Source organism: Pontibacter sp. LHS2, assembly GCF_058932845.1.
The window spans coordinates 902,934-921,074 of record NZ_JBZYWG010000002.1; the positions used below are offsets into that span (position 1 = coordinate 902,934).

The window sequence follows — 18,141 nt, forward strand, 5'->3', positions numbered from 1 at the left end:
GTTTACAGCTAAACAATAAGACTATTCTTTAGTAACCATTATCTCTCTGGCTAGCTCCAACTCTTCCTGTAAGATGGTGTGTGGTCGGCCCGGGTATACCTTGCGGGTTACTTGAGCGCCCATACCTTCCATTTGCTTCACAGTCTCGTCTACCCTGCTCACCGGTACATGCGGATCAGGGTCACCAGTAGAAATGAACACAGGTGTTCCTGCAAAGTCACCGCTGTAGTTGTCCCTATTCAGTTCCTGCCCGATCAGGCCACCCGTGAAGATCAGTAGGCCACCGAAGCGCTGTGCGTGCCGGGTAGCATACTCAGCCGTGAGGCAGGCACCCTGCGAAAAGCCAACTAGGTAGATATTCTCGCTTGCGATACCCTGAGCCTTTATACCTTGCACCGTTTCATCGATCAGCTCAAGAGCCGAGTCAAGCGCGGGCTGGTTCTGTGCTGCCGGGGCCATGAAACTGTAAGGATACCAGGTATTGTTGGTGGCCTGCGGTGCGAAGCATGTGAAATCATCGGCTCCCAGTTCCTGCGCCAGCGGTAATATACTGGCAGCCGTAGCCCCTCTCCCATGAATCAGGACCAGTGCCTTGCCTGTTTCCGACAGAGGTTTGCCCTTCGTCAATACTTGCTTTTCGTGTGTATACATGCTGTCCCTTTCGTTCAGTTTTCGGTCTGCCGTCTTAGTCCAGACTTGGCAGAGCAGCTTCTATTTTAGATCTGTGCGGTTCGTACTGCGGTGGCAGCAGGAGCTTCTGGCCCAGTTCTTCCACCGGCTCGTCTATCGCAAAGCCTGGATTGTCGGTTGCGATCTCGAACAGCACGCCACCCGGCTCACGGAAGTAAAGGGAGTAGAAGTAGTTGCGGTCTATCTTCTCGGTGATATTGAAGCCGTTGCTGGCCACTTTCTCACGGAATCGCATCAGCACCTCCTCGTCTTTCACCCGGAAAGCGATGTGATGATTCGTACCTGCTCCGCCATCACCACGACTTACATTCGGGTTCTCCACAATGTCAATGATGTTGGCGCCTTCCACCGCATCGGTGCTATACCTGTAGCTGTTCCCTGTCTGGTCTTGCAAGGTATAACCAAAGATATCGGTCAGAATCGCTGCCGTCCTTTCAGCCTTGTCTAAAGTCAGCGTCACACTATGAAAACCTTTGGTTGCCACCTCGGCTTTCACTTCGTCCGTTTCCCAAGGCTTGCGGTTGTCAGCATTCTTAGGGATCACCAGTTCCAGCAACAATCCATCCGGGTCCTGGAAAGGCAGATACTGCTCCCCGAATTTCTCCGCAGGGCGACCGTAACTTACTCCATGTTCCTCGAAGCGCTTCATCCAGAAGTCGAAGCTGCCCTCAGGAACAGCGTAGCCAATATGCGTGGCCATACCCGTACCTGCCTTGCCACGGCGTGCTCCCTGGTATGGGAAGAAGGTCAGGATAGTCCCCGGACTGCCCGCTTCATCGCCATAATAGAGGTGATAGGTGCCGGGGTCATCGAAGTTGACCGTCTTTTTAAGCAGCCTCAAGCCCAGCACTTTGGTATAAAAGTCCAGGTTGCTTTTTGCTGAATCAGCTATGGCTGTGATATGGTGGATTCCTAAGATTCTGTCTTCCATGGTAATTTAATTTAGCTGTTATAAGGTATACGCGAGGTGGGAGTTAAGATGTCATTCCGAATGCTCAGGAGAAATCTGAAGACGATTTGTTCTCCAGATTTCTCCTTGCATTCTAAGTGACAATGTGCAAACTTAGCCCTGCTTTACCAACTGTACTTCAGCCTGCAGCTTTATCTCGTCGCTCACCACCACACTACCCGCTTCTGTTACGGCATTCCAGGTCAGGCCAAACTCTTTGCGGCTGATCTTGCCAGTTACTGTAAAGCCTGCTTTGTGCTGTCCGTAAGGGTCTACTACGGTACCGCCGAACTCCACGTCAACTGTCATTGGCTTGGTTACATCACGGATGGTCAGGTCACCGTGCAGTTTAGCCTCGCCATTGCCGTTAAGTTCATAGTTTTTGCCGACAAAGCGAATCTCGTCATGTTTCTCCGTATCAAAGAAGTCAGCTGATTTCAGGTGCGTATCACGCTGCTCATTGTTGGTGCTGATGGAGTTCACATCGGCTGTAAACACAATGTTGCTGGCACCGTTGAAGTTCTCGTCTTCGCTCTCGGCCTCTACCGTGAACTTCTCAAAATAACCTGTCACAGTCGTGATCATCAGGTGCTTTACTTTAAACTGTACTTCGCTGTGCGTTGGGTCTACTGACCATCTTACGTTTGACATAATGTGTATCTGTTTTATTGGTGAATTGATTTTCTGCTACAAACTTACAATAAATGTATAGACTTTAAATGTATATACATCAATTATTTTAAAAAGGTTTCCTTTCTGTGGATTTTTGGTTTTTTAAGGACATTCAACCTGATACTAGAAAGCTATCTGTATCCTCTACTGCTGCCAACCCAAGGGATAAAACGCAATACTATCTTCTTGAAAGCAATAAAAAATCCGGGTTAATTGGGTAATGCATAAAAGATCCGGATTTCTCCCAAAGGTCAAGATGACATAAAGCTGCCCAAGCAATGGTGTAAGTTTTCAGCAAAACTTCTGCTTCATTATTTTTCATTTTCCTAAAACTTCTGTATACTTGTCTTAATGCGCAATCGATTGCACACAAGAGCATTTAAATAGCATGGCAAATAATACTTTAAAGATTCATCCGGAGGATAATGTGCTGGTCGCCCTGACAGACCTGCAGGCAGGTGAGGTGGTAGAATTCAATGGCAGACAGATTGGGATTGTGGCGAATATACCTGCCAAGCATAAGTTTGCCGAGCAGCAACTGACACCCGGGCAGGAAATCATTATGTATGGTTCTCTGGTAGGCAAGGCAGTGGAAGCTATACCTGCCGGCGGTATCCTGACAACTGGCAACGTCAAACACCAGGTATCAGGATTTACGGGGAAGACCAAAACCATTGGTTGGCAGGCACCAGACGTGTCGAAATGGGTGGACAAGACTTTCCTGGGCTACCACCGCAAAGACGGACAGGTAGGCACGGGTAATTACTGGCTTGTGATTCCGCTGGTATTCTGCGAAAACCGCAACGTGGAAACCATTAAGCAGGCTTTCATGGAGACACTCGGCTTTGGACACCAGGATCTGTACAAGTCGTATGTGCAGCAGATGGTAGATCTTTACCAGGCCGGCAAGACACACGAAATAGCCAAACTACCGCTCAATTCAGTTGCCTCGAACGGACAACAGCGCATTTTTGAGAACATCGACGGCATCAAGTTTCTAACACACGAAGGCGGCTGCGGTGGCATTCGCCAGGATTCGGATATGCTTTGCGCCCTTCTGGCTGGTTATATCCATAACCCGAATGTGGCAGGCGCTACGATCTTGAGTCTGGGTTGCCAGAATGCGCAGGTGCCTATACTTGAAGAGCGAATCAAAGCACTTAATCCGAATTTCTCGAAACCGCTTATTATACTCGAGCAACAGAAAGAGGGTACCGAGCAGGAGCTGCTAACACTGGCCATCCGACGCACGTTCCTGGGGCTGGTAGAGGCTAACAAGCAAAAACGTGAGCCTGCTCCGCTCAGCAAATTGGTGATCGGACTGGAGTGCGGCGGCTCCGATGGCTTCTCTGGTATTTCGGCTAACCCGGCCGTAGGCCATGTGTCTGACCTGGTGGTAGCGCTGGGCGGTAAGTCCATGCTGTCGGAGTTTCCGGAGCTGTGTGGCGTGGAGCAAGAACTGATTAACCGTTGCGTAAGCGACGAGAAAGCTGACCGCTTCGTGCACCTGATGCGTGCCTATGCGCGTGCTGCAGAAGCAGTAGGCTCTGGCTTCGACATGAACCCGAGCCCAGGCAATATTAAAGACGGCCTGATCACAGATGCGATCAAGTCAGCGGGTGCGGCCAAGAAAGGCGGTACCTCTCCGGTGGTGGATGTGCTCGACTATGGCGAATACGCTACCCATCCGGGACTGAACCTGCTGTGTACGCCGGGCAATGACGTGGAAAGCACGACCGCTATGGCTGGCTCTGGCGCTAATGTCATCCTGTTCACGACAGGCCTTGGGACCCCAACCGGTAACCCGATCGCTCCGGTGATCAAGGTGTCGTCCAACACAAAACTGGCACAGCGTATGCCGGATATCATCGATGTGGACACAGGCCCGGTGATAGCCGGCGAGAAAACCATTGAAGAGATGGGAGAGGCAATGCTGGACTATATCATTGAAGTAGCGAGTGGCAACATTCAATCCAAAGCACAGCTGTTGGGTCAGGATGACTTTATACCTTGGAAACGTGGCGTATCATTGTAATACGCCTGAATGATAACAGATTTTTTTTGAGTTTGTTAAATGGGGTTAAGGCCGGATCTTCTTTAGAGGAGCCGGCCTTTTTCTATACCTAAGCTTAACTGGTGATGGGTTACTTTGTCGTGAAGCGAACTGTCTTGATCGTCCCTTTGAACCAGGAGCGCTTATCCATGCGGGTACCAATGGAAGTGTTGGCAGCTGAACTAATAGGCAAGTAAGTGATCTCTCCTGACACCTCTTCTCTGCCGTTTACAAAACCTGTCATCTTTCCTTGTCTGTAATGCAACTTGATGGTAGCCCATTCATCAACCGGATGGGTTTTGGTAGAGTCGATCAGGGTAAGGGCTGTGTTCTCGGTGCGCATAAAGAAGTCGGCATACCATTGTTGCTGCTTGTTGAGCCGAAGTTCGATCAGGATTCTCCGGTCTGGATTAGTAGGGTCCTGTATATGCAGAAAGCGCTGCTCGATGTTATCGGGATAACCGGCATAAGGCTTAAACTCCACCTCTATTTCAAACTCCTCTGCTTCGGCAATCGGATTTGCATTGATCAATAGCCCATCGTCTACACCATCAAACACAATCGCCTTATCCCGCGTCCCAGCATCAATTACTTTTGGGTTACCTATTACTGTTGGCTGATGCCCCGCAATCGACGTGAGCGAATTGACCTGCCATACCTTTACACCCGGCTGCGATGCCTGTGTTCTGAGATTAGAACAGTTTAAACCTGACAGGCACAGGACACCGAGCATTACTCCTGCTACAGCGTTCCTCCAACACGGCTGTTTACTTTTCATTTCACTTATACCTGTTTCAGGACACACACATCCATTGCTACACCACCCCTTACTTCTTCACAATCCTATCTGCCAATTCCAGCTTCTGCTCTCTTATGCCGGCCAGTACCAGCTGCGCCATCTTGCGTGCGCCCAGTTCGCTGAAATGGGTATTATCATCTTTGCCTTCGGGATAATTTGGATGCTCACCGGCTTCCAGTTGCAGGAACAGGTGCTTCGAGTTTTCAGGGCCGAACTGCTGCAGCAGCTCCTGACTTTTCTTGTCGAGGTCGATAAGCGGCACCTTGTGCTTCTTGGCTACCTCCCGCACTATGGCTGAATAGGTGTCGTGTGTTCCCACAATCTTACCGGTTTCGTCAAACTGACGACGAGCAGCCGGCGTGATCAGCACAGGTATAGCTTTTTTCTTTCTGGTCTCCTGTACGAACCGTGCCAGATTAGCGCGGTATTGGTCCTGCGGGGTGTAGCTTTTTTTGGTCTCTACTTCGTCGTTGTGCCCGAACTGAATGAACACATAGTCACCAGCCTGTAGGTTGTCGGCTACAGGTTGCCATAGGCCTTCCTCAATAAAAGTGCGGGTGCTGCGGCCATTTTTTGCCCGGTTGTCCACTGTCACGCTCGAATCGAAGAAATGTACAAATGGCATTCCCCAACCCGTCTCCGGATACGCTTTCGTTTCTTTGATGGAGATGGTAGAGTCACCGATCAGGTATACCTTGATGGGCTGCTTCTGTTGGGCAGGAAGCAATGCCATCAGTAATGTAGTCGCCAACAACAGGAATATTTTCATACGAACACACTTTAATATTTTACATCTGTCACTTTGAAATCAGACCACTCTCAGGGCTGGTGCTTTATCTATTATAGGATGAATGCAACAGTCACCGTTTTCTAAATAGCCTAAATACTTGCGCCTATACCTTCGACAAACGTTCTTTCTCAGCAAGCATCGGCACTCCCCTTTTACAAAGCTGCAGGGCCAGGCCCCAGGGATCGCGCAGCATCACCAGATGCGAACCATCTTCCAAGTGCTGTTCCGAGACCAAACTTGCTCCTGCAGCGACTAATCGATCCTGATCGGCAGTTGGGTTTTCGGACACAAAGGCCAGGTGCACCAACAGCGGGTTCATTTCCCGATAGGTCGGCACTTCGTCAGCCGGGTTGAGGTATATCTCCACCATAACCCTCCCGCTGTCATCGGCCAGAAAGGTCATAAAAGGCGCCTGCTCCATCTGCCGGACAATTGTCATACCCAGGAGTTCTACATACCAGGCCGCCATGGCTACCGGGTCTTCTACATTCAGCGCAAAGTGTTCTAATTTCATAAATGTATTCTCTCTTCGTACTTATTTCAGCCATTTCTCCAGCCACTCAAAAGCATCGTTCTGCATGGCAATGGTCATAGAGTGTGGCACGTCGTAATAGCTAGCCTTGAATTTATCTGCAGCCTTCATCTTGCTGTAGATGCCGGTCAATTTTGTTTCTGCAGCTTTCATGCCCGCTGGGTTAAAAAGCTTGTCCTGCTGACAATTCTGTACCAACAACGGACGCGGTGCATTCAGCGAAGCCACATCGGGCAGATCCAGGTATAGGTTTTGGCGGGGAACGTACATCATCCAGGTATGGCGGGTGTGATTGCGCAGCATGTGCTCAAAAGTAGTCGAAAAAGCCGCCACTATACCTGTCTTTATCCTGGCATCAAGTCCGAACAGGTACGTGCTGCGCAATCCGCCAAGCGACAGCCCCATGCAGCCGATGCGCTCTGGATCCACCTCTGGCCGTGACAGCAAATAGTCGATCGCTACCCGGTCGCTTTGCACGATCATGCCCAGCCAGGTGGTGCCCGCTGCCAGCACCGTTTTGTTGATAGCCGCCTCGTGCCCGTTGGCAAACTTGTTATAGGCTATAATGTCGGCGTCGCGGTCACCGGTCAGCTGCTTGTGATAGTTTTTGGTAAGGTTCTCACTCACCTGCTCCGGGTCTAGCCTTTGAGAGCCGAAGTAAGGAGCATCGGGGGAAAGCACCACAAAACCCCGTTTAGCCAGCTCATCGGCATAGGTTCTGCCCTCGTACAGGTTCTCGATGTAAGTCTTGAGTACCGCTGGCTGGTCATCGGTCAGGCTGTGCTTTTCCTTGCCAAAAAAGTAAAATCCGCCGTGGTCGTGTAAGGCAATAATGGCCGGAGCAGGTTTGGTCAGGTTATCAGGTATAAGCAGAAAGGCCTCGGTCTGCTGACCTGCACTAACGTAGTAGCGCACCAAGTGCTGGGTATAGCCATCGCGCTTGGTGGTGCTGATAACCTGACTTTGTAAAGGAACTGCCGCAGGGTTGTAAGCCAGTAACTCCTGCAGTTTTCCCTTAGCTTCCTTCCGCCACTTTTCTGTATTGCGGTGCTTGCTGTCCAAGAAGGAGAGACTGCTGTTTTGCTGACTTGCATACTCGTGCAGTACCGGGTAGAAGTTACCTATATCAGAAGTCTGGTCTTGACTCTGAACAGGTAACCAGCATATTATAAAAAAGGCGATCAGGTATAAGCAGCGTATTCTCTTCATAAGCTTACTTCCGCCCAACCGCTGTGTTTGCTTTCAAGTTCTGCATTCCCTGAAAAACCAGCTGGGCCACTGCCGTTGCTCCCTCCGGCTGGAAATGTGTGTTATCTTTCAGACCTTCCGGATAAGCGACATACTTGCCTGCAGGCAGGTTCATGAAATAATGATCTGTTACGTAGTCCTGTCCTTTGGCTGTGAAGGCAGCCATAGAAAGCTCCGTGAGGTCGATCAGCTGAACGTTCAGCTCCTTTGCCACATCGCGCACGGCTTGTGGATATTCCCCGTGCACGTTGCTCAGCTTACCGTCTTTCCAGGGGTAGTTGCGGTTCACGGGTGTCAGCAGAATAGGTATAGCGCCTTTATCACGGGTCTGGTGCACGTACAGGCGGAGGTATTCTTTATAGGCCGTGATATTGGTATAACGCTCTGGTTTATTTTCAGCGGCATCATTGTGGCCAAACTGAATCAGCACCAAGTCGTTTTTCTGCAGCGCTCGATAGACCTCCGCCCAGCGGCCTTCCTCAAAAAAAGTACGCGTACTGCGTCCTCCTCTGGCTTTGTCGGTTACGATTACACTGTCCGTTTTGATTAAATGCTTGATCTTGCGCAGGCTGTCAGGTCGCATGAAAGGTTGAAAAAATTGTCCCCAGCCGGCGACCGGGTAACGGGAGGTCATATAGTCTTTTTCATCATAGTCACCAGTGTAGTCGGCTACGGTAGAGTCGCCAATCAGATATATGGTGACAGGTTTCTTCTTGAGGGGCACAAAAGCCACCAGCACAAGGCTCAGTGTAAGGGCCACAAGTCCAAAAGCTAGTTTTTGCATCATAAGGTTGCTTCAGGTTTAACAGTTTTGGTGTGAAAAGATAAAAAAGCATGGCCCTAGAGTGACCATGCTTAGTGTTTCAAATGAAAGTTCTTACTACTCAATATTGAGCGCCGTGTCGGTCAGGTCTTTGCCTTTCGAAACCTGATTGGCAGCGTCCTTAAAATCTTTTTTATCAAGCTTTACATTGCTTGTCTTCGGGCCCAGCACCTTTACCACAGGCTCTTTGCTCGCGCTGTAGGTGAACCCGGTGATATCAATGTTCTTGCTGTTGAAGATGGTCAAAGCTGGCCCCTGTTCTGCTTCTACCTTCACATTTTTGAGCACAATGCCGTCAGAGTCTACCGCCGTTATCCCTTTTTTGGCTTTCAGTACGGCATTCTCAATGTTCACATTCTGCAGGTTCATCTCCGGCAGTCCTTGCAGCGCCAGCGCCTCGTCAGCTCCTGCCACGCGTATGTTTTTCATGTAGATGTTCTTGAACGATGGTGTCTTTTCTGTCACCGGCTCCAGCTTTTCTTCCTTCTTAGCCCCGCCCTGCTCAGCATCCATGGTAGGTGAGTTACCGCCATAGAATAGATTAAAGCTGATGGCCTGTGTCGGGATGTTGATCATGTCGATGTTGGAGATCCAGATGTTTTCCACCACACCACCACGTCCGCGTGTGCTCTTAAAGCGAAGGCCAATGTCGGTGCCAATGAACGTACAGTTAGACACGTGCACGTTCCTTACGCCGCCAGACATTTCGCTGCCTACCACAAAGCCGCCGTGGCCATGGTAAACCACGTTGTTTTTCACGATCACGTTTTCAGTTGGCATACCGCGATCACGTCCGTCTTTGTCTTTACCGGATTTGATGCAGATGGCGTCATCGCCTACGTCGAAGGTGTTGTTATACACCACGGCGTTCTTGCAGGACTCTAAATCCAGGCCGTCGCCGTTCTGCGAGTACCAGGGGTTGCGCACGGTCAGGTTGCGGATTGTCACGTCTTCGCACATCAGCGGGTGCAGGTTCCAGGCTGGGGAGTTCTGGAAAGTCGGTCCGTCCAGCATTACTTTTTTACTGTTCACGATACTCAGGAGCACCGGACGCATAAAGTCTGCCACGGGCTCAAACTGCTCCTTCTTCGTGAAGTGGATCGGCACATTGAAGTTATCTTTTGTATCGCCACGTTTCGAGCCTTCTGTTGGATACCATACCTTGCCATCATCGCTCAGCACGCCACCAGATTTCAACAGGTTCTTCCACTGCGCATCGGTCATTTTGGTTTTCTTCACCGGACGCCAGGCATCGCCGTTTCCGTCGATCACACCTTTACCGGTAATCGCCACGTTCTCCAGATTATTCCCGGAGATAGGTGACTGGCGGCGGAAGGTATTGAGTCCTTCAAAACTGGTTTGCACGAGCGGGTAATCATCAAAGTCTTTGCTGAACAGCACGAGTGCACCGTCTTCTACATGCAGGTTGATGTTACTTTTGAGCACGATCGGGCCGGTCATCCACATGCCGCGCGGCACAATCACTTTACCGCCTCCTTTGGCCGCCACATCGGCAATAGCTTTCTCAAAGGCAGCTGTGTTTTTGGTGAGGCCATCGCTTACTGCCCCAAAGTCAGTGATGCGCACGCTATAGTTGCCAAAAGTTGGCTCCTGTACACGTGGCATATCAAACTCGATGCCTTCGTATACCCAATCGTTGCTGGCAGTACTAGCTGTTGTAGCCACAGGGGCAGTTGCATTGGCTGTAGCTGTAGCGGCTGGCTGTTGCTGACAGCCGAACTGCAGCGCGCCGGCTATACCTGCCAACAGGAACAAGTGGTGTTTCAAGAACTTCTTCGTAATCATATCTTCAGCTTTAGTCTCTTACAGAAATTGTTTTAGGGTTTGGGGTGATGCGGAACCAGTCCACATCAGCAAAGCCAGAGTCGTTGGTTTTGCCGGGACGGGTGGCAAACAAGCCTACTTTAGCGCCAATCCAGCGCCCCGGTACAGCTGTGAAAGGAGCGCCCACGTTTTTAAATGTAGTGCCGTCTTCGCTATAGCTGAACTGACACGCGGCACCTTTGCTCACGCTCACCCGGAAGTATACTTCGTTGCCGTTCAGCTTGCCGAGTACCTCTTCTTTCTCTGGTGTGCCTTTGTCGGCTTTAGAGGCGGTGTTGTAAGTCAGGTATAGTCCATCAGCTTTGCTCACCAGCGATACATAGCCGTAATTTTCGCCCATGACGATGAGGCCAGTGCGCTCGTCCTGCAGTTTCGAGTTTGGCGTGAATTTGAGTTTGGTTGTGGTCGTGAACGTTTCTGCCGGAAACTTCTGCAGCAGGAGATTCGGCACATCCCAGTAGTTTTTAAAGTCTTCCGGCAGCTGCTCCGTGAACAGACGCAGTTGGCCTTTGGTACCGGTTGCAAATGCCCAGGTAGCTCTTGGGTTAGCATGCCACTGCCACTGCAACCCTAAGGTATGGTTATCGAATTCGTCTGACTCCGGTGGAGTAGCCACTGGGTATACCTTGCCCACGTTTGGTTTCTGGTAGGTCAGCACGGGCTCCCCTTTGCCGTCGCCGTCTTTGTCTATACCTATCACTGGCCAGTCGTTCACCCATTTCACCGGGTTCAGGTGCACCACGCGACCATAGGCTTCTATATCCTGAAAGTGGATAAACCAGTCTTCGCCAGTCGTGGTTTCAACCCAGGCACCCTGATGCGGACCGTTGATCGGCGTATTGCCCTGATCCATCACGATCTTTTCTTCATAAGGGCCATACACGTTCTTTGAGCGCAGCACCAGCTGCCAACCTGTCGAAACGCCGCCGGCCGGAGCGAAAATGTAATAGTAGCCGTTGCGCTTGTAGAACTTCGGTCCTTCCACGGTTGGATGCGCATCATGCCCGTCAAATATCATCATACCCTCGTCCAGCACCTTTGTGCCATCCGGGCTCATTTTGTTTATCGTAAGGATGCTCTTTATACCTGCGCGGCTCCCGGCCCAGCCATGTATCAGATAAGCCTTGCCATCTTCATCCCACAGCGGACAAGCATCAATCAAGCCTTTGCCTTCTTTTACCAGCACGGGCTTCTCCCATTGTCCGGCGGGGTCTTTCGTCTTCACCATGTAGATGCCGAAATCCGGATCTCCCCAATAGATGTAGAACTCACCTTTGTGGTAACGGATGGAAGGTGCCCATACCCCGTTGCCGTGCTGTGGCTTAGAGAAGTGGTCGTAAGGCTGATTGCGGTCCAGTGCATACCCGATCAGGGACCAGTTCACGAGATCTTTGGAATGCAGAATTTGCAGACCAGGTATAGCATTGAAGCTGGAAGATGTCATGTAGTAGTCCTCGCCCACCTGCACCACATCCGGGTCGGAGTAATCGGCATGCAGGATCGGATTCTTATACCTGCCATCGCCCAGATCGGCCACCCATACCTCCGAGACAGCAGCTGCTGTTGACTGTAGTGTCTCTGCGGTTGCAGTTGTATTGTCCTGCTGTGCGAGTCCTGAGCAGGAAGCGAGCAGCAATGAAAAGCAAACGGCAGCGTAAAGTACAGGTTTTTGAGTCATAGCAAAGGCAGTTGGTTGCAAGGGTTTATTTACTGGCCTGGACATAAGGTTGCCCCGGTGTCCAGCCATTGAATATCTTTTCTAAGGTATAGTCGTTGAGCTCTTTTTTGCTCAACTGATGCGCCCAATCTACCCGCTTGCCAGCTTTGGCTCCCGGACCTTTGGACTTATACTCGGCATAGTAAGTGGTTTTCTCTGCTTCCGGCTTGCTCCAGTTGTGCCACCCTTCCGGCTTGATGTGCGCCCCGAGATAACTGTTGATGAATACCGTTCTGGCATGCGGCCTCCAGGGACGGCCCAGGTAATAAGAGGCTTTCGGGGCGTCGCCGGTGAGACGGCAGTTCAGGAACACAAAGCCATAAGCCGCACCTTCTGGTGTAGAGGCAGCCGTAACATAACTGCCGCCTTTCTTGCTATAGATCTCGCAGTTCTCGAACACAGCCGTGGACCAGCCAAAAATGAAGTCGGTCGTGCCTTCGATGTAACAATTCTTGTAGTACTGCCGGCTCTTCTCGCCGTGCGGGTATAGCGTGTCCTGGTTACCCAGAAAGCGGCAGTTGGTGAACATCACCCGGTCGCCGTCGATGCGCACCGCTACCGCCTGCCCTACCGGTCCTGCGGAGTTTTCAAAGGTGATGTTCTCAGCCGAAAAGTCATCTCCGAAAATAAAGAAACTGGTGGAGCCGGTGGTACCCATTTCCTCCCCGAATCGATTCTTCTTAGAAGCGAAATCGTCGTAGGTCAGGATGGTATGCTGCACATCTTCGCCCACAAATTTCACCATCGTTTTGGAAGTCGGCAGCACCAGCTTTTCTTTATATACCCCCTTTTTGATGTAGATCGTTGTGTGGTTCTTGCGGAAATCCGGCACGGCATTGATGGCTTCCTGCACAGTCTTGAAATCACCGCTGCCATCCTGCGCCACCACAAAATCCTGGGCAGGGGACTGTGCCTTCGCCAGCGCAAAGTGAAAGAATAGGGTGATCAGTAAGAGGTAAGTTTTGTGTGCCATGCTTGCTATATGCAGCTGCTATACCTAACGTACAGCGGCCGCTGTTTTCAGTTCTTCAAATTCGATAGAGGCCATGATGAAAGGACCAACTGCTTTGGGATCGTTGTCACGCTTCGGTTCAGAGATGTAGTACTCGTAGGTACCTTCGCGGTAAGGTTTTCCACCAAGTCCGGCTACGGCGCAAACTTCTGTAATGCTAATGCCGCCATCTGCATCCTGACGGATAAAGTTATCCAGTATACCCTGGTAGCCTCTGTTAGCCGCCTGCATGTAACTCTGATCTAGGTAGCCTTTCTTACTGGCCTTTACCAAAAAGTAAGTAAACATGCTCGATGCCGAAGACTCCAGGTAATTGCCTTCACGACCACCCTGGTCTACCACCTGCCACCAGAGTCCTGTTTTCGGGTCCTGGTATTGTACAATAGCTTTCGCCAGTTTCTGGGTGATGTTTAGTATCTCAACACGCTTCGGATGGTCCTGTGGGAAGTAATCGAGCACATCGACCAGCGACATGGCAAACCAGCCCATGGCACGGCCCCATACCTCCGGCGAGCGACCAGTCTTTGGGTCAGCCCACTGCTGCTCTTTGCTTTCGTCCCAACCGTGGTGGTACAGACCTTTCTCCGGATTCCAGGTATACTTGTCTACTAAGATGATCTGGTTCGCCACGTCGTCGAACAAGGCGGGCTCGTTATACTTGGCGCCATACTCTGCCAGGAAAGGGGAAGCCATGTACAGGCCGTCGAGCCACATCTGGTGCGGGTATACCTTCTTGTGCCAGAAGCCGCCTTCGCTCGTGCGCGGGTGCGTGCGCATCTGGTCGCGCAGGTTGTCCAATGCTATCTTGTACCGCTTGTCGCCGGTCTCTTCGTAAAGCTTGATCAGGAACTTGCCCGGGTTCACACGATCGATGTTATAATCCAGCTTTTTGTAGGTGCGGATGGTGCCGTCAGCCGTGATCATGGTGTCGGCAAAGGTCTTGATGTAGGTCAAATACTTTTCGTCGCCGGTTTGCTTCCATACCTGCTCCAGCGCACTGGCAAACAGTCCCTGGGTATAGTCCCACTTCGGCTTCGGCTGAAAGTCGATCATCCACCCTTCCGGACTGCGCTTCATCTCGGAGTCAGCCATCTGTACTGACCAGGGTTTAGCTTCCTCCTGTGTAACAGACTGTTGCTGTTGCACAGGCTCACCTGTTTTGCAGGCAGTAGTCAGGAGCACCATGGCGGCTAGGGTATAGCGTATTAATTTCATAAGCTTATTGTGTTGCGTAGCTTTTCAGCTTTCGTGTTCTTTTTGATTATTTCTTGCCTACAGCGCTTGTCTCTTTCAAATCAGGTTTCCAGTTGTCTTTGCCCGCTAGTATTGTCTCTACCGTATAGCGCCTGGCTTCTTTTGCTGTCAGCTGTCTGGACCATTTCACCCGCTGTGCAGGTATAGCGCCGGGGCCGGAGGAATTGTACTCCGCATAAAAAGCTGTCTGCTCCGCCTCCGGTTTGTTCCAGTTGTGCCAGCCTTCCGGTCGAATATGCTTTCCGAGCTTTGGATTCAGAAACACCGTCTGTGCGTATGGCCGCCAGGGCCTGCCCAGGTATACCTGAAGTTTCTCGTCGGCCGCTGTTACGGTACAGTTCAGAAACACAAATCCAAAAGGCTGTCCTTCAGGTGTAGAAGCAGCCGTGATGTAAGAGTTTTTCTTGCACTGGATGGTGCAGCGCTCAAAAACCGAGGTGGCCGGACCGAAAATAAAGTCGGTAGTACCCTCAATGTAGCAATCCACGAAGTACTGCCGGCTGCCACTCACCCCAACATATAGCGTATCCTGATCACCGACAATGCGGCAGTTCCGGAACACCGCCCGGTCGGCCTCCACGTGCAGCGCCACGGCTTGGCCGACCGGTCCGGCAGTGTTCTCGAAGGTTATATTCTCGGCCCTGAAGCCATTGCCCTGCACCAGTATGGTATAGGAGGTGAAGGTGTTGATGTCGCCTTTTCCTGAGTAGTCGTCCCAGGAGATGATCGTTTTATGCTTGTCCTCCCCGATCAGGTGTATGTCGGTTTTCCAGGAAGGAATCACGACTTTTTCTTTGTAAACCCCATTCCGGATGAATATCTCCATGCCGCCCACCGGGAAAGCCGGTACCGCATCGATTGCCTCCTGCAGACTGGTGTAGTCTCCGCTTCCGTCCTGGGCCACCACCAGCTTTTTATGCTGTGCATGTGCTGACCAAAGGCTAAGTGTAAACAATATGGTTAGGAGGTATTTCATGTACTATAATTCGGTTGCTGGTTTTATTAAGCTGTTCAGGTATACCTCCACATTGGTGTACTGCTTGTCCAAGGTATAGCCGGCCGCATCCGCCGGATCGTTCGGGTTCAAATTGTGCTTCAGTTCCCAGGCATCCGGCATGCCGTCTTGGTCCTTGTCTTCAGGTGCCGGGGCAGACTTCAGTTCAGGCCAGCCGCCCACATCCTGTTGCGAATCGATGATACCGTTTTTCTTTGCGCCGCTTGTTGGATTTCCTGAGCGTACATCAGCTACGACACGGGCATCCACGGCATCACGTTTGTAACTGGCTCCGGCATGGGCCAGCACCAGCTCGTATGCCTGGGCAGCCGTTTGTTCTTTGATGGCTGCCACCTCAAAAGGATTAACCGTCTTCACAGAATCTACATGATCCGCCTGCACACCGCCCGCCCAATTGTCTCTGGTGATAGCCGGATGGCCCTCTACGTGGTTGCCGGCCACATAAAACTTGCCGTATGGCTGCGATGGATTTACAATGCGGTCTGTTTTGGTAGAAGCCGTCGCTGGCCCAGCCTTGTAATAGTTGTTCACCATGTTATAGCGGCCTTTCTCTCCACCGTACGAACTGTTGTGCACCCAATTAAAGATGACGTTGTTTCGGAAGTCCACCAGCTCATCCGGACTGTTTGGCGTAGACTTAGAGCCAGAGAATCGCGGTGTACGGCTGCTGTGGTTAGCGATCAGGTTATGATGAAAGCTGGCGCCCTCTCCGCCCCAGATGCCACCGTAGCCATGATCTCCTTTGGCGTGCACTGATCTATTCAGGCTCTCCGAAACAATGCTCCACTGCATTGTAAAGTTTTTGTTGCGGTAAAAAGAAGCGCATTCATCGGTAGCCCAGCTCATGGAACAATGATCAATGATGATGTTGCTGCGCCCTTTGTTGCCACTCAAAGCGTCTTCCTGCTGCTCGGTCACGTCGCCCAGCCGGAAACGCAGGTAGCGCAGGATCACATTATCGGCCTTGACATTGACCGGATAGTTGCGAATGGTAATGCCATCGCCCGGAGCCGATTGGCCGGCAATGGTCACATCCCCGTTGTTGATATCCAGTGGCTCTTTGAGTGCAATCGTGCCCGACACTGCAAACACGATGATGCGCGGTCCTTTTTTCTGTATAGCCTTGCGCAGACTGCCTTCCCCGCTATCGTCCAGGTTGGTCACATAAACGACCTCTCCGCCACGACCGCCGGTGGTGTATTTACCAAAGCCCTCCGCTCCCGGAAAAGCCAGGGGCTTCGAGTCAGCAGGTATAGCGGGGGCCGTAGATGCTGTTACAGTCTCCCCAGAAGACCCGACAGGTATACCTGTCGGGTGCGTTGCGCACCCGGCCAGGCATACTACCAATAGCGCCACGCTATTTGATATCAATTTCTTCAGGTCTTTTCGGATTGTCATGCTATTCATTTATGCTGCAGGTATCGGCGCTTTATTTAAAGGCTATACCTTGTTTGTCTTTCTTTAAAATTTTACCTGCACCGGGTTTGCCAGCTCACGAGCTGTTTTGTCCAGATACTGCAGGAATTGGGCTTCGTCTTTTATACCTTCCGGCTCCAGTTCCCAGGCAGCCAGGTAATAGTACTCCAGCTTATTGCCGTTTGGCTTCAGCTTCACCACGTGGCTGTGCTCGTCCGTAGTAAATTCCATGAAGTCCTGTGGACGGAAGAGCACCGCTATACCCAGGTTGTCGCCTTCGCCATTCAAACTCTGCTTGCCGTAGGTGGCGATGTAGCCCCATTCATTAGCGCTACCCTGCTTTTGATGGAGTTTGGCTCTTTTATCTTTGATCAGACCAGTAGCCAGATTCTGCGGTTCGCCGCCCGCTATACCTACCTGATGGTGCGTTAGCCGGGTGCCAGCGTGTATGTTAATGTTCGAGTTGATATCAAGGTTGAGGTCAGCGATCTTCCAGCCGTAGTAGTTGGTCCGGATAGAAGAATACACCGGTCCGTTTTCGGTGATCACACTGATCATGCTGTCGGTTTCGGCCATGCGGTTGGCGGCTCCATGATGGAAATGCGCCAGCGTACCTACGCCCAATGACTTTCCAACTTTCAGCACATCCATACCCCAGTCCTGCAGTTGGTGATAAGAGTCGTACCCGTCGAGACCTACCTGCTGCAACACCATATCGCGGGTGGTTTTGCCATACACGTCGGTGCCGTTGCGCCAGTCCAGGTAAAAGCGGTAGCCCACCTTATCCGATTCCCAGCCTGGACCCTCATAGCGGATATAGTATGAATGATCGGTTACTTCGTCGGGTACACGTAGCGAGTCTACGTTCTGGAACGTGCCGCCCATGTACTTGCGGTCTTTGAACTCCCCTCCTACTTTGTGCGATAACTCGGCCTGTGTGCGCTTGGTATAGTTGCGGTTGGCTTCCCCGTTTTCTTTGTAGCGAACCGTCAGGTAGCGGGTCGTTTTAGGGGCCATTTTGTCAAGCACCAGGTATACACCTGGCTTGTCACCGTCTTTCTGGTTGTACTGGCTGGCTATTTCTGTTTTGCCATCCAGCACCACAAAGGCTTTCGTATTGAACTTCGGATACTTCTTCTGCAGCTCCTGCGCATTCAGGTATACCGGGGTGCTTTCTCGCTCCTGGCCAAGTGGATTCGTTACTTTCACGGTGAAGGACTTCGGATACTCCTTGCGTAGATCCTGCGCCGAAAGTTTGATGCTGAACAATACCGCTGCCAGCACACACACTCCTTTTCTCCACACCATATTCTTGTATTTCATCTT

At 51.3% G+C, this 18,141-nt stretch carries 16 protein-coding genes; 1 reads left to right on the forward strand and 15 read right to left on the reverse strand.

What is annotated here, in order from left to right:
- Positions 1 to 21: 21 nt before the first annotated feature.
- The 3 genes from AC5FX6_RS12495 to AC5FX6_RS12505 all read right to left on the reverse strand — a co-directional run bounded on the left by AC5FX6_RS12495 (position 22) and on the right by AC5FX6_RS12505 (position 2,290).
- A complete protein-coding gene (locus AC5FX6_RS12495; RefSeq protein WP_493597386.1) occupies positions 22 to 651 on the reverse strand; it encodes an alpha/beta hydrolase in 630 nt (209 codons plus the stop codon).
- Between the two features lie 34 nt (positions 652 to 685).
- On the reverse strand, positions 686 to 1,621 hold the full coding sequence (locus AC5FX6_RS12500) for a ring-cleaving dioxygenase (protein WP_493597387.1): 936 nt from the start codon (positions 1,619 to 1,621) through the stop codon (positions 686 to 688).
- Positions 1,622 to 1,753: 132 nt separating this feature from the next.
- Positions 1,754 to 2,290 carry a YceI family protein gene (locus tag AC5FX6_RS12505; protein ID WP_493597388.1) on the reverse strand — a complete coding sequence of 179 codons (537 nt, stop codon included), beginning with the start codon at positions 2,288 to 2,290 and terminating at the stop codon, positions 1,754 to 1,756.
- A 409-nt stretch (positions 2,291 to 2,699) separates the two neighbouring features.
- On the opposite strand from AC5FX6_RS12505, the gene AC5FX6_RS12510 reads away from it, so the two are divergent.
- Positions 2,700 to 4,346, forward strand: coding sequence for a UxaA family hydrolase (locus tag AC5FX6_RS12510; protein ID WP_493597389.1), 1,647 nt, complete (start codon positions 2,700 to 2,702; stop codon positions 4,344 to 4,346).
- 109 nt (positions 4,347 to 4,455) lie between these two features.
- On the opposite strand, the gene AC5FX6_RS12515 is transcribed toward AC5FX6_RS12510, so the two are convergent.
- From AC5FX6_RS12515 to AC5FX6_RS12570, 12 genes are all read right to left on the reverse strand, one after another.
- Positions 4,456 to 5,142: a LamG-like jellyroll fold domain-containing protein gene (locus AC5FX6_RS12515; RefSeq protein ID WP_493597390.1), complete on the reverse strand. Its 687-nt coding sequence runs from the start codon at positions 5,140 to 5,142 to the stop codon at positions 4,456 to 4,458.
- 49 nt (positions 5,143 to 5,191) lie between these two features.
- Positions 5,192 to 5,932 carry a rhamnogalacturonan acetylesterase gene (locus tag AC5FX6_RS12520; protein ID WP_493597391.1) on the reverse strand — a complete coding sequence of 247 codons (741 nt, stop codon included), beginning with the start codon at positions 5,930 to 5,932 and terminating at the stop codon, positions 5,192 to 5,194.
- 124 nt (positions 5,933 to 6,056) lie between these two features.
- A complete protein-coding gene (locus AC5FX6_RS12525) occupies positions 6,057 to 6,467 on the reverse strand; it encodes a VOC family protein (RefSeq protein ID WP_493597392.1) in 411 nt (136 codons plus the stop codon).
- A 21-nt stretch (positions 6,468 to 6,488) separates the two neighbouring features.
- Entirely contained in the window at positions 6,489 to 7,694 is a 1,206-nt protein-coding gene (locus AC5FX6_RS12530; protein WP_493597393.1) for a dienelactone hydrolase family protein, read from the reverse strand.
- 4 nt (positions 7,695 to 7,698) lie between these two features.
- The gene (locus tag AC5FX6_RS12535; protein ID WP_493597394.1) at positions 7,699 to 8,520 is read right to left on the reverse strand and encodes a rhamnogalacturonan acetylesterase; all 822 of its coding nucleotides are present in this window, start codon (positions 8,518 to 8,520) and stop codon (positions 7,699 to 7,701) included.
- A gap of 93 nt (positions 8,521 to 8,613) precedes the next feature.
- Entirely contained in the window at positions 8,614 to 10,362 is a 1,749-nt protein-coding gene (locus AC5FX6_RS12540; RefSeq protein WP_493597395.1) for a glycoside hydrolase family 28 protein, read from the reverse strand.
- Between the two features lie 10 nt (positions 10,363 to 10,372).
- Entirely contained in the window at positions 10,373 to 12,079 is a 1,707-nt protein-coding gene (locus AC5FX6_RS12545) for a glycoside hydrolase family 43 protein (protein WP_493597396.1), read from the reverse strand.
- Between the two features lie 25 nt (positions 12,080 to 12,104).
- Positions 12,105 to 13,091, reverse strand: coding sequence for a pectinesterase family protein (locus AC5FX6_RS12550; RefSeq protein WP_493597397.1), 987 nt, complete (start codon positions 13,089 to 13,091; stop codon positions 12,105 to 12,107).
- A gap of 24 nt (positions 13,092 to 13,115) precedes the next feature.
- A complete protein-coding gene (locus AC5FX6_RS12555; RefSeq protein ID WP_493597398.1) occupies positions 13,116 to 14,345 on the reverse strand; it encodes a glycoside hydrolase family 88/105 protein in 1,230 nt (409 codons plus the stop codon).
- Between the two features lie 46 nt (positions 14,346 to 14,391).
- Positions 14,392 to 15,360 (reverse strand): pectinesterase family protein, encoded by a 969-nt coding sequence (locus tag AC5FX6_RS12560; protein WP_493597399.1) that lies wholly within the window; start codon positions 15,358 to 15,360, stop codon positions 14,392 to 14,394.
- Positions 15,361 to 15,363: 3 nt separating this feature from the next.
- A complete protein-coding gene (locus tag AC5FX6_RS12565) occupies positions 15,364 to 16,797 on the reverse strand; it encodes a pectate lyase family protein (protein ID WP_493597541.1) in 1,434 nt (477 codons plus the stop codon).
- Between the two features lie 63 nt (positions 16,798 to 16,860).
- Positions 16,861 to 18,138, reverse strand: coding sequence for a DUF4861 domain-containing protein (locus AC5FX6_RS12570; RefSeq protein ID WP_493597400.1), 1,278 nt, complete (start codon positions 18,136 to 18,138; stop codon positions 16,861 to 16,863).
- Positions 18,139 to 18,141: the final 3 nt, after the last annotated feature.